The 12,145-nt window shown below is 54.2% G+C and carries 11 protein-coding genes; 10 read left to right on the top strand and 1 reads right to left on the bottom strand.

Annotated features, from left to right (window positions below; all coding sequences use genetic code 11):
• Nucleotides 1–57: 57 nt before the first annotated feature.
• From HVZ37_RS06820 to rihA, 9 genes are all read left to right on the top strand, one after another.
• Entirely contained in the window at nt 58–1,107 is a 1,050-nt protein-coding gene (locus HVZ37_RS06820; RefSeq protein ID WP_043001408.1) for a PhoH family protein, read from the top strand.
• Nucleotides 1,104–1,571: an rRNA maturation RNase YbeY gene (gene ybeY, locus HVZ37_RS06815; RefSeq protein ID WP_061070379.1), complete on the top strand. Its 468-nt coding sequence runs from the start codon at nt 1,104–1,106 to the stop codon at nt 1,569–1,571. The genes HVZ37_RS06820 and ybeY overlap by 4 nt, the downstream gene beginning before the upstream one ends.
• Before the next feature lie 98 nt (nt 1,572–1,669).
• On the top strand, nt 1,670–2,548 hold the full coding sequence (gene corC, locus HVZ37_RS06810; protein WP_043001410.1) for a CNNM family magnesium/cobalt transport protein CorC: 879 nt from the start codon (nt 1,670–1,672) through the stop codon (nt 2,546–2,548).
• A gap of 23 nt (nt 2,549–2,571) precedes the next feature.
• Nucleotides 2,572–4,110 carry an apolipoprotein N-acyltransferase gene (lnt, locus tag HVZ37_RS06805; RefSeq protein ID WP_181628251.1) on the top strand — a complete coding sequence of 513 codons (1,539 nt, stop codon included), beginning with the start codon at nt 2,572–2,574 and terminating at the stop codon, nt 4,108–4,110.
• 379 nt (nt 4,111–4,489) lie between these two features.
• Nucleotides 4,490–5,398: an amino acid ABC transporter substrate-binding protein gene (locus tag HVZ37_RS06800; protein ID WP_043001412.1), complete on the top strand. Its 909-nt coding sequence runs from the start codon at nt 4,490–4,492 to the stop codon at nt 5,396–5,398.
• A gap of 163 nt (nt 5,399–5,561) precedes the next feature.
• Nucleotides 5,562–6,302, top strand: a complete 741-nt coding sequence (gene gltJ / locus HVZ37_RS06795; RefSeq protein ID WP_181628250.1) for a glutamate/aspartate ABC transporter permease GltJ — start codon at nt 5,562–5,564, stop codon at nt 6,300–6,302.
• A complete protein-coding gene (gene gltK / locus HVZ37_RS06790; protein WP_043001414.1) occupies nt 6,302–6,976 on the top strand; it encodes a glutamate/aspartate ABC transporter permease GltK in 675 nt (224 codons plus the stop codon). The genes gltJ and gltK overlap by 1 nt, the downstream gene beginning before the upstream one ends.
• The gene (gene gltL / locus HVZ37_RS06785) at nt 6,976–7,701 is read left to right on the top strand and encodes a glutamate/aspartate ABC transporter ATP-binding protein GltL (RefSeq protein WP_043001415.1); all 726 of its coding nucleotides are present in this window, start codon (nt 6,976–6,978) and stop codon (nt 7,699–7,701) included. Before gltK ends, gltL begins: the two co-directional genes overlap by 1 nt.
• Before the next feature lie 116 nt (nt 7,702–7,817).
• Nucleotides 7,818–8,753, top strand: a complete 936-nt coding sequence (rihA, locus tag HVZ37_RS06780) for a pyrimidine-specific ribonucleoside hydrolase RihA (protein ID WP_061070380.1) — start codon at nt 7,818–7,820, stop codon at nt 8,751–8,753.
• Nucleotides 8,754–8,843: 90 nt separating this feature from the next.
• On the opposite strand, the gene HVZ37_RS06775 is transcribed toward rihA, so the two are convergent.
• A complete protein-coding gene (locus HVZ37_RS06775; protein ID WP_043001417.1) occupies nt 8,844–9,326 on the bottom strand; it encodes a zinc ribbon-containing protein in 483 nt (160 codons plus the stop codon).
• A gap of 234 nt (nt 9,327–9,560) precedes the next feature.
• Here HVZ37_RS06775 and leuS point away from each other — a divergent pair, with 234 nt between their 5' ends.
• Nucleotides 9,561–12,143, top strand: a complete 2,583-nt coding sequence (gene leuS, locus HVZ37_RS06770) for a leucine--tRNA ligase (RefSeq protein WP_181628249.1) — start codon at nt 9,561–9,563, stop codon at nt 12,141–12,143.
• Nucleotides 12,144–12,145: the final 2 nt, after the last annotated feature.

Genomic DNA, 12,145 nt, shown 5'->3' with positions numbered 1-12,145 from the left:
TTCCTGACAGGCCGGTGAATGTTCGCCTTCCGGCTCCCTATGCATAAGAGGAACAGTTTGAACACAGACACTCGCGAAATTACCCTTGAGCCCGCAGACAACGCCCGCCTGCTGAGCCTTTGCGGCCCGTTTGACGACAACATCAAACAGCTGGAACGCCGTCTCGGCATCGAGATTAACCGCCGTGACAACCATTTTAAACTGACCGGTCGCCCGATTTGCGTCACCGCTGCGGCAGATATCCTGCGCAGCCTGTATGTCGATACTGCGCCGATGCGCGGCCAGACGCAGGATATCGAACCGGAACAAATCCACCTTGCGATTAAAGAAGCGCGTGTGCTTGAGCAGAGCGCTGAGAGCGTTCCCGAGTACGGCAAAGCGGTCAATATCAAAACCAAGCGTGGTGTGATTAAACCGCGTACACCTAATCAGGCGCAGTACATCGCCAACATTCTCGACCATGACATCACCTTCGGCGTCGGTCCTGCCGGTACAGGGAAAACCTACCTCGCCGTTGCCGCTGCCGTGGATGCCCTTGAGCGCCAGGAGATCCGCCGTATTCTACTGACCCGTCCGGCGGTTGAAGCCGGGGAAAAACTGGGCTTCCTGCCAGGCGATTTGAGCCAGAAGGTCGACCCGTATCTGCGCCCGCTGTATGACGCCCTGTTCGAAATGCTCGGCTTCGAGAAAGTTGAAAAGCTGATTGAGCGCAACGTGATTGAAGTGGCTCCGCTGGCCTATATGCGCGGACGTACACTGAACGATGCCTTTATCATTCTTGATGAAAGTCAGAACACCACTATCGAACAGATGAAGATGTTCCTGACCCGTATCGGCTTTAACTCGAAGGCGGTGATTACCGGCGACGTCACGCAGATTGACCTGCCGCGCAACATCAAATCGGGTCTGCGCCATGCCGTTGAGGTGCTGGCAGAGGTCGACGAGATCAGCTTTAACTTCTTCCACAGCGAAGACGTCGTGCGCCACCCGGTGGTAGCCCGTATCGTTAACGCCTATGAAGCCTGGGAAGAAGCCGAACAAAAACGTAAAGCCGAGCTGGCTGCCGAGCGCAAGCGTGAAGCTCAGGAACAACAGGAACAGAAATGAGTCAGGTGATCCTTGATTTGCAACTGGCGTGTGAGAACAACAGCGGTTTGCCGGAAGAGAGCCAGTTTCAGGCCTGGTTGAATGCGGTTATCCCGCAATTTCAGGAAGAATCAGAAGTGACGATTCGCCTGGTGGACGAGGCCGAAAGCCACGACCTCAATCTGACCTATCGTGGGAAAGATAAGCCGACCAACGTGCTCTCTTTTCCGTTTGAAGCGCCGCCAGGGATTGAAATGCCGCTGCTCGGTGATTTGATCATCTGCCGTCAGGTAGTTGAACAGGAAGCCCAGGATCAAGGTAAGCCGCTGGATGCCCACTGGGCGCACATGGTCGTCCACGGCAGCCTGCATTTGCTGGGTTACGATCATATCGAAGACGACGAGGCAGAAGAGATGGAATCCCTCGAGACAGAGATTATGCTTGCTCTGGGCTATGAGGATCCGTACATTGCCGAGAAGGAATAAGCGACCGGGCGAATGCCCGGTGGTTTCTGGTGATGCCATGCGCTGAGTTTGCGCGCATTGAGCAAGAGATTAACTAACAAGAGAACCCATACGACGCCATGAGCGACGACAATTCACACAGTAGTGACACGTTAAACAGCAAGAAGGGATTTTTCTCCCTGTTACTGAGCCAACTTTTCCACGGTGAACCGAAAAACCGTGATGAATTGCTGGCGCTGATCCGTGATTCCGGGCAGAACGACCTTATCGATGAAGATACGCGCGATATGCTCGAAGGGGTGATGGACATTGCGGACCAGCGCGTTCGCGACATCATGATTCCCCGCTCCCAGATGATTACCCTGAAACGCAACCAGACGCTGGACGAATGCCTCGATGTCATCATCGAGTCCGCCCACTCGCGTTTTCCGGTGATCAGCGAAGACAAAGATCACATTGAAGGGATTCTGATGGCCAAGGACTTGCTGCCGTTTATGCGCAGCGATGCCGAAGCCTTCAGCATGGAGAAAGTGTTACGCCAGGCCGTTGTCGTCCCGGAGAGCAAACGCGTTGACCGTATGCTCAAAGAGTTTCGCTCTCAGCGTTACCATATGGCTATCGTCATCGACGAATTCGGCGGTGTCTCTGGTCTGGTCACCATTGAAGATATCCTCGAACTGATCGTCGGTGAAATCGAAGATGAATACGACGAAGAAGATGATATCGACTTCCGTCAGCTCAGTCGCCATACCTGGACCATTCGCGCGCTCGCGCCGATCGAAGACTTCAATGATGCCTTCGGCACCAGCTTTAGCGACGAAGAAGTCGATACCATTGGGGGTCTGGTGATGCAGGCGTTTGGTCACCTGCCCGCCCGGGGTGAAACCATTGATATCGATGGTTACCAGTTCAAAGTGGCTATGGCCGACAGCCGTCGTATTATTCAGGTTCACGTCAGAATTCCGGATGACTCCCCCCAGCCAAAACTGGACGAATAACACCGAACGGGAAGAAGAACTCAATGGCTTTTGCCTCATTACTTGAACGCCAGCGCATTCGCCTGCTGCTGGCGTTATTATTCGGTGCCTGCGGTACGCTGGCTTTTTCTCCTTATGACATCTGGCCCGCTGCGATTGTGTCGCTGATGGGCTTGCAGGCACTCACCCTGAATCGTCGCCCGCGTCAGTCAGCTGCTATCGGCTATTTCTGGGGACTGGGACTCTTCGGTACAGGTATCAACTGGGTTTACGTCAGCATCGCGCAGTTTGGCGGGATGCCAGGCCCGGTGAACGTCTTCCTTGTGGTGCTGCTCGCGGCATACCTTTCATTGTATACCGGACTGTTTGCTGGCGTACTTGCGCGTCTGTGGCCAAAAACCAGCTGGCTGCGGGTTGCCATTGCCGCACCGGTGGTCTGGCAGCTAACGGAATTTCTGCGTGGTTGGGTGCTGACCGGATTTCCGTGGCTGCAGTTCGGCTACAGTCAGATCGACGGCCCGCTGAAAGGGCTGGCACCGGTCATGGGTGTCGAAGCCATAAACTTCCTGTTGATGATGGTCAGCGGATTGCTGGTTCTCTCGCTGGTCAGCCGTAACTGGCGTCCGCTGGTGGTCGCCATCGTTCTTTTCGCGCTCCCTTTCCCACTGCGCTATATCCAGTGGTTCACCCTGGAGCCGGAAAGAACAACCCGCGTGTCGCTGGTTCAGGGCAATATCCCGCAGTCGTTGAAATGGGACGAAGGCCAGTTGATGAATACGCTCAAGATCTATCTGGATGCGACGCAGCCCGAAATGGAGAAATCGCAGCTGATCATCTGGCCGGAATCCGCCATTCCGGATCTGGAAATCAACCAGCAGCGCTTTCTGGGCATGCTGGATGACCTGTTGCGTTCGAAGAACAGCTCGCTGATTACCGGTATTGTCGATGCGCGACTGAACAAGCAGAACCGTTACGACACCTACAACACCATCATCACGTTGGGGAAAGACAATCCTTACCGTTATGACTCCACCAACCGCTACAACAAAAACCATCTGGTGCCGTTTGGTGAGTTTGTGCCGCTGGAATCCATTCTGCGCCCCTTAGCGCCGTTCTTTGACCTGCCGATGTCCTCGTTCAGCCGTGGCCCGTACATTCAGCCGCAGCTGCATGCGCACGGTTTAGCACTGACCGCCGCGATTTGCTACGAGATCATTTTGGGTGAACAGGTACGCGATAACTTCCGCCCGGACACGGACTTTCTGCTAACCATCTCCAACGATGCGTGGTTTGGTAAGTCAATCGGTCCGTGGCAGCATTTCCAGATGGCGCGGATGCGCTCGCTGGAGCTGGCACGCCCCCTGCTACGCAGTACTAACAACGGTATTACAGCGGTGATTGGTCCGCAGGGCGAGATTCAGGCGATGATCCCGCAATTTACGCGCCAGGTGTTAACCGTCGATGTAACGCCAACAACGGGCTTAACGCCATATGCTCGCACCGGCAACTGGCCGCTGTGGCTCCTGACCGCGCTGTTCGGTTTTGCCGCCGTGTTAATGAGTTTGCGTCAACGTCGTAGATAATCGATTACTCCCTGCATCAGGCCGGATAACCGCGCTTACGCGTCTTATCCGGCCTACCATTCTCCATCCTCTTCTTCCATTCTGGCACGCCTATTGCTTTGTTAACAAAGGCAAACCTGTTTTTGGCGTTCAGCGCAACGTCGTCGCACTAAAGCAGTTCACCAGTAGCACCGAAACGGTGCAACGAGGGATTTTTGCCTCTAAACGGTGCGGCGCACTTCGCAAAAATAAACAATAACGCAGCAATATCTTTACATTAAGCCAGACTAAATGTTAACAAACAGGTAAAACACTGCACGCTTAAGTTGCAGGTGATAACAACACAGACACTCACAATAGGTATCACTGCGTCGACGGCGCAGACGATAAGGAGTTGGATATGCAATTACGTAAGCTAGCCGCAGCAATGCTGGTAATGGGAATGTCAGCCGGTCTGGTACATGCGGAAGATGCGGCCCCTGCCGCAGGCAGCACGCTGGACAAGATCGCCAAAAACGGCGTTATCGTCGTCGGTCACCGTGAATCCTCCGTGCCGTTCTCTTATTACGACAATCAGCAGAAAGTGGTGGGTTATTCTCAGGATTACTCCAACGCCATCGTTGAAGCCGTGAAGAAGAAGCTGAACAAGCCCGATCTGCAGGTGAAGCTGATCCCGATTACGTCGCAGAACCGTATTCCGCTGCTGCAAAACGGCACTTTCGACTTTGAGTGCGGGTCCACTACCAACAACCTTGAGCGCCAGAAACAGGCCGCTTTCTCTGACACCATCTTTGTCGTCGGCACCCGTCTGCTGGCGAAAAAAGGCGGCGACATTAAAGACTTCCCGGACCTGAAAGGTAAAGCGGTTGTTGTCACCTCAGGTACCACCTCTGAAATTCTGCTGCACAAGCTGAACGACGAGCAAAAAATGGATATGCGTATCATCAGCGCTAAAGACCACGGTGACTCTTTCCGTACCCTGGAAAGCGGTCGCGCCGTTGCCTTTATGATGGATGATGCCCTGCTGGCCGGTGAACGCGCGAAGGCGAAGAAACCGGACAACTGGGAAATCGTCGGCAAACCACAGTCTCAGGAAGCTTACGGCTGCATGCTGCGTAAGAACGATCCTGAGTTCAAAAAGCTGATGGATGACACCATCGCCCAGGCGCAGACTTCAGGCGAAGCCGCGAAATGGTTTGATAAGTGGTTCAAAAATCCGATCCCACCGAAAAACCTGAACATGAACTTCGAACTGTCGGACGAAATGCAAGCGCTGTTCAAAGAACCGAATGATAAAGCACTTAACTAACTAGAACGAAATGGGGCGGGAACTCCTTGCCCTCTCGATTGCTATGCAGCACGGACAGACTATATGCCTGATGGTCGTTCCCCATCAGGCCTGAAAACCGAAGTACGCTGGATAACAATCTTCGAGGGTAGCGCTGCTACCCTTATTTTTTCGGAGTAGATGTATGTCAATAGACTGGAACTGGGGCATTTTTTTACAACAGGCCCCATTCGGCAACACCACCTATCTCGGCTGGCTCTGGAGCGGTTTCCAGGTTACCATCGCACTTTCCATCACCGCCTGGATCATTGCCTTCCTGGTCGGTTCTTTATTTGGCATTTTACGCACCGTCCCGAATCGCTTCTTTTCCGGGATCGGCACCCTGTATGTAGAACTGTTCCGTAACGTACCGCTGATCGTCCAGTTCTTCACCTGGTATCTGGTGGTGCCTGAACTGCTGCCAGAAGATCTTGGCATGTGGTTTAAGGCAGAACTGGATCCCAATATTCAGTTCTTCGTTTCGTCCATGCTCTGTCTGGGGCTGTTTACCGCCGCGCGCGTTTGCGAACAGGTTCGTGCCGCCATTCAGTCACTGCCACGCGGTCAAAAAAACGCAGCGCTCGCGATGGGACTGACCCTGCCGCAGGCCTACCGCTACGTGTTGTTGCCTAACGCCTATCGGGTGATCGTCCCGCCGATGACCTCTGAGATGATGAACCTGGTGAAAAACTCCGCCATCGCCTCGACCATCGGTCTGGTCGATATGGCCGCGCAGGCCGGGAAGCTGCTCGATTACTCGGCGCATGCCTGGGAGTCATTTACCGCCATTACCCTGGCGTACGTGTTGATTAATGCCTTCATCATGCTGGTGATGAGTCTGGTGGAACGTAAAATCCGCCTGCCTGGCAATCTGGGAGGCAAATAATGTACGAATTCGACTGGAGTTCAATTGTCCCTTCCCTGCCCTATCTGCTGGATGGGCTGCTCATTACGCTGAAAATTACCGTCACCGCGGTGATTATCGGTATTGTCTGGGGCACTATTCTCGCCGTTATGCGCCTTTCCAGTTTTGCGCCTGTCGCCTGGTTTGCTAAAGCGTACGTTAACGTCTTCCGCTCCATCCCGCTGGTGATGGTACTGTTGTGGTTCTATCTGATTGTGCCGGGGCTATTACAGGACGTACTGGGGCTGTCGCCGAAAACCGATATTCGCCTGATTTCAGCAATGGTCGCATTTTCGATGTTTGAAGCCGCCTATTACTCCGAAATTATCCGTGCGGGCATCCAGAGTATTTCCCGCGGACAGTCAAGTGCGGCGCTGGCGTTGGGGATGACCCACTGGCAGTCAATGAAGCTCATCATTTTGCCGCAGGCGTTTCGCGCGATGGTACCGCTGCTGCTGACGCAGGGCATCGTCCTGTTCCAGGATACGTCTCTGGTGTACGTCTTAAGTCTCGCGGATTTCTTCCGCACTGCGTCTACGATTGGCGAGCGTGATGGTACACAGGTCGAAATGATCCTGTTTGCCGGTGCCGTTTACTTTGTTATCAGCCTGAGCGCGTCGTTGTTGGTCAGCTATTTGAAGAAAAGGACAGTTTAATGATTACCCTGAAAAATGTTTCTAAATGGTATGGTCACTTTCAGGTGCTGACCGACTGCTCCACGGAAGTGAAAAAAGGCGAAGTGGTGGTCGTCTGCGGCCCGTCAGGTTCCGGAAAGTCGACCCTGATCAAAACCGTTAACGGCCTGGAGCCGGTGCAAAAAGGTGAAATCACCGTGAACGGTATTATGGTCAACGACAAAAAAACCGATCTGGCGAAGTTACGCTCACGCGTCGGGATGGTGTTCCAGCACTTTGAGCTGTTCCCGCATCTGTCGATTATTGAAAACCTGACCCTGGCGCAGGTAAAAGTGCTTAAGCGTGATAAAGCCCCGGCGCGTGAAAAAGCGCAGAAGTTGCTGGAACGCGTGGGCCTTGCCGCGCATGCCAATAAATATCCAGCGCAGCTTTCCGGCGGCCAGCAGCAGCGTGTGGCGATTGCCCGCGCGCTGTGTATGGATCCTATCGCCATGCTGTTCGATGAACCCACTTCGGCGCTTGATCCAGAGATGATCAACGAAGTACTGGACGTTATGGTTGAACTGGCCAACGAAGGGATGACCATGATGGTGGTGACCCATGAAATGGGCTTTGCCCGCAAAGTGGCGAATCGGGTGATCTTTATGGACGAAGGGAAAATCGTTGAGGACTCACCGAAAGAAGAGTTCTTCGCTAACCCGAAATCCGAACGCGCAAAAGACTTCCTCGCCAAAATCCTGCATTAATCTTTTCGGCGCGCATGTCAGAGTGCGCGCCATCTCACGCTTTCTTGCCTCGCTCCTCGAATCATTTTCACCCCAGCGTTACCCTTGCCACAATGTAGCATTCATAAGGAGCAACAATGGCACTGCCAATAATCATAGATTGCGACCCGGGTCATGATGACGCGATCGCACTGGTTCTCGCCCTCGCCTCACCGGAACTTGACGTTAAAGCCATCACCTCATCCGCAGGAAACCAGACACCCGATAAAACGCTACGCAACGTATTGCGAATGTTAACGCTGCTGAACCGCACGGACATTCCAGTGGCGGGCGGCGCGCCCAAGCCCCTGATGCGTGAACTGATCATTGCCGATAACGTCCACGGTGAAAGCGGACTGGATGGCCCGGCGCTACCGGAACCCGCCTTTGCGCCGCAGCCATGCACCGCCGTTGAGCTGATGGCAAAGACGTTGCGCGAGAGCACACAACCGGTCACCCTTGTCTCAACCGGGCCGCAAACCAACGTCGCACTGTTGCTGAACAGCCATCCTGAACTGCGTGACAAAATCGCCCGTATCGTGATCATGGGCGGCGCGATGGGGTTGGGCAACTGGACGCCTGCCGCCGAATTCAATATCTATGTCGACCCTGAAGCCGCAGAAATCGTCTTCCAGTCGGGGATTCCGGTGGTGATGGCCGGTCTGGACGTCACGCATAAAGCACAAATTCATGTCGCAGATACCGAACGCTTCCGCGCCATTGGTAACCCGGTTTCCACGATCGTTGCTGAACTACTCGACTTCTTCCTCGAGTATCATAAAGACGAGAAATGGGGATTTATCGGCGCACCGCTGCACGACCCGTGCACCATCGCCTGGCTGTTGAGACCCGAACTGTTTACCACCGTTGAACGCTGGGTTGGGGTGGAAACTCAGGGGAAATACACTCAGGGGATGACCGTGGTGGACTATTACTTCCTGACGGGCAATAAACCGAATGCCACCGTGATGGTGGATGTCGATCGTCAGGGATTTGTAGACCTGCTGGCAGAACGGCTACAGTTTTACGCATGACCAATGCCGGACGGTGCTGACGCTTATTCGGCCTACGTAATGAGTCATCGTAGGCCTGATAAGATGCGTCAACCTCGGCATCAGACTAGATTACGGTTCAAACGGACGACGCTGAAACTGGTCGTGTCCACATTTTGGGCACAATGGCAACACATCCGGCGTATACACCGCCAAGTGAAAATGACACTTCTCACAGACCAGATTGCCCAACCCCACCACTTCGCCGCTGTGATATACCCCGTGATGACTTAGATCCTGAAACACTTCACGCCATTCGAGCTGCGTTTTGTCGGTGATATCCGCCAGTTCCTGCCACAGGCTCTCTTTGATTACCCGCATAAAGACGCTGTCGGACTCCTCTTCCAGACTCTCTTCGTAGCTGATGGCAAACTCTTCCAGGTCACGTCTGACAGCGCGCGTCAGTTCGTCCACTTCGGTTCGCGTTAACTCCCCGGCCTGCAAAACCTGCTGCCGCGCCTGTTCCACCAGCGCATCGATATCACGCTCGCCATTGCGCAGACGTTCACTTAATGACGCCACCAGTTCACGGTAGTATTGAGCAACCTTGTTCATCGTTTCGCCTCCTGGGTCGTTAACTGTCTATAATAATAGACGTTATTTGGGTTACGCTTTGCAAGACTGTCCACAGAGTGTGTAAATTCGTGCAAGGATTATCGTGGCGTGAATTCGAACCTGAATGCGCGAAAGGCTGTTTTGACGCGGGCGTTTGGGCTATGCTATGCGGATCTGAAACACCACATCGAAGCTACGTTTGTAGCTGTATTGAAAACAGGACCACTGGCTGCCATGCAAGAGCAATACCGCCCGGAAGAGATAGAATCCAAAGTACAGCTTCACTGGGATGAGAAGCGCACATTTGAAGTTACCGAAGACGAGAGCAAAGAGAAGTATTACTGCCTGTCTATGCTTCCCTATCCTTCTGGTCGACTACACATGGGCCACGTACGTAACTACACCATCGGTGACGTGATCGCCCGTTATCAGCGCATGCTGGGCAAAAACGTGCTGCAGCCTATCGGCTGGGACGCATTCGGCCTGCCTGCAGAAGGCGCGGCGGTGAAAAACAACACCGCGCCAGCACCGTGGACCTACGATAATATCGCCTACATGAAGAACCAGCTCAAAATGCTGGGCTTTGGCTATGACTGGAGCCGCGAGCTGGCGACCTGTACCCCGGAATACTATCGCTGGGAGCAGAAATTCTTCACCGAACTGTACAAAAAAGGTCTGGTCTACAAAAAGACCTCTGCGGTCAACTGGTGCCCGAACGATCAGACCGTACTGGCGAACGAACAGGTTATCGACGGCTGCTGCTGGCGCTGCGACACCAAAGTTGAGCGTAAAGAGATCCCACAGTGGTTTATTAAAATTACCGCCTATGCCGATGAACTGCTCAACGATCTGGATAAACTGGATCACTGGCCTGACACCGTGAAAACGATGCAGCGCAACTGGATTGGTCGTTCTGAAGGCGTGGAAATCACCTTCAACGTGAACGATTATGACAACACGCTGACCGTTTACACCACCCGCCCGGACACCTTTATGGGTGCCACCTACCTGGCGGTTGCCGCTGGTCACCCGCTGGCGCAGAAAGCGGCAGAGAACAACCCTGAACTGGCAGCCTTTATCGACGAATGCCGTAACACCAAAGTGGCCGAAGCTGACATGGCGACCATGGAGAAAAAAGGCGTCGATACCGGCTTTAAGGCGGTTCACCCGCTGACTGGCGAAGCAATCCCGGTCTGGGCGGCTAACTTTGTGCTGATGGAATACGGCACTGGCGCGGTCATGGCCGTACCGGGTCACGATCAGCGCGACTACGAATTTGCCACCAAATACGGCTTAACCATTAAACCGGTTATCCTGGCAGCCGATGGTTCAGAGCCGGATCTTTCCGAACAGGCGATGACCGATAAGGGCGTTCTGTTTAACTCTGGCGAATTTGACGGTCTGGCCTTCGACGCGGCCTTCAACGCCATTGCCGATAAGCTGGCCGCCAAAGGCGTGGGCGAGCGTAAGATCAACTACCGTCTGCGCGACTGGGGCGTTTCCCGTCAGCGTTACTGGGGGGCACCGATCCCGATGGTCACGCTGGAAGACGGCACCGTGCTGCCAACGCCGGAAGATCAATTGCCGGTGATCCTGCCGGAAGATGTCGTGATGGACGGCATCACCAGCCCGATCAAAGCCGATCCTGAATGGGCAAAAACCACCGTTAATGGCCAGCCTGCACTGCGCGAAACTGACACTTTCGACACCTTTATGGAGTCATCCTGGTACTATGCGCGCTACACCTGTCCGCAGTATCAGGAAGGGATGCTGGATTCCAAAGCGGCAAACTACTGGCTGCCGGTTGATATCTATATCGGCGGCATCGAACACGCCATCATGCACCTGCTCTACTTCCGCTTCTTCCACAAACTGATGCGCGATGCCGGCATGGTGAACTCTGACGAACCGGCGAAACAGTTGCTGTGTCAGGGGATGGTACTGGCGGATGCGTTCTACTATGTGGGCGAAAACGGCGAGCGTAACTGGGTTTCTCCGGTGGATGCGATCGTTGAACGCGACGAGAAAGGCCGTATCGTGAAGGCGAAAGACGCGGCGGGCCATGAGCTGGTGTATACCGGCATGAGCAAAATGTCCAAGTCGAAAAACAACGGTATCGACCCGCAGGTAATGGTTGAGCGTTACGGCGCGGATACCGTGCGTCTCTTTATGATGTTCGCCTCTCCGGCTGATATGACGCTGGAATGGCAGGAGTCCGGCGTGGAAGGCGCTAACCGCTTCCTGAAACGTGTCTGGAAACTGGTGTATGAACACACTTCCCGTGGCGATGTTGCGCTGCTGAACGTTGACGCGCTGACAGAAGATCAGAAAGCGCTGCGTCGCGATGTACACAAAACGATCGCCAAAGTGACCGATGATATCGGCCGCCGTCAGACCTTCAACACCGCGATTGCCGCCGTGATGGAGCTGATGAACAAGCTGGCGAAAGCCCCGCAGGATGACGAGCAGGATCGCGCGCTGATGCAGGAAGCGCTGCTGGCAGTAGTCCGGATGCTTAACCCGTTCACCCCACACGTCTGCTTTACGCTGTGGCAGGCGCTGAAAGGCGAAGGCGACATCGACAACGCGCCGTGGCCGGTCGCGGACAACGCCGCAATGGTCGAAGACTCCACGCTGGTCGTGGTTCAGGTTAACGGCAAGGTGCGCGGTAAAATCACCGTTCCGGTGAATGCGACAGAAGAGCAGGTTCGTGAACGTGCGGGACAGGAACATCTGGTCGCTAAATATCTTGATGGCGTTACCGTGCGTAAAGTGATTTACGTACCGGGTAAACTCCTCAATCTGGTCGTTGGCTAAGC

The sequence above is a fragment of the Citrobacter sp. RHB35-C17 genome, assembly GCF_013816795.1.
Classification (GTDB): Bacteria; Pseudomonadota; Gammaproteobacteria; order Enterobacterales; family Enterobacteriaceae; genus Citrobacter_A; species Citrobacter_A amalonaticus.
The sequence above is the reverse complement of the archived record's forward strand: the minus strand, read 5'-3'. Positions and strand labels throughout refer to the sequence as shown.

Excerpts from the sequence above, each read along its gene's own strand:
- ybeY (WP_061070379.1), top strand. The coding sequence starts at position 1,104 with ATGAGTCAGGTGATCCTTGATTTGCAACTGGCGTGTGAGAACAACAGC.
- gltL (WP_043001415.1), top strand. The coding sequence starts at position 6,976 with ATGATTACCCTGAAAAATGTTTCTAAATGGTATGGTCACTTTCAGGTG.
- lnt (WP_181628251.1), top strand. The coding sequence starts at position 2,572 with ATGGCTTTTGCCTCATTACTTGAACGCCAGCGCATTCGCCTGCTGCTG.
- leuS (WP_181628249.1), top strand. The coding sequence starts at position 9,561 with ATGCAAGAGCAATACCGCCCGGAAGAGATAGAATCCAAAGTACAGCTT.
- gltK (WP_043001414.1), top strand. The coding sequence starts at position 6,302 with ATGTACGAATTCGACTGGAGTTCAATTGTCCCTTCCCTGCCCTATCTG.
- gltJ (WP_181628250.1), top strand. The coding sequence starts at position 5,562 with ATGTCAATAGACTGGAACTGGGGCATTTTTTTACAACAGGCCCCATTC.
- rihA (WP_061070380.1), top strand. The coding sequence starts at position 7,818 with ATGGCACTGCCAATAATCATAGATTGCGACCCGGGTCATGATGACGCG.
- corC (WP_043001410.1), top strand. The coding sequence starts at position 1,670 with ATGAGCGACGACAATTCACACAGTAGTGACACGTTAAACAGCAAGAAG.
- HVZ37_RS06800 (WP_043001412.1), top strand. The coding sequence starts at position 4,490 with ATGCAATTACGTAAGCTAGCCGCAGCAATGCTGGTAATGGGAATGTCA.
- HVZ37_RS06775 (WP_043001417.1), bottom strand. The coding sequence starts at position 9,326 with ATGAACAAGGTTGCTCAATACTACCGTGAACTGGTGGCGTCATTAAGT.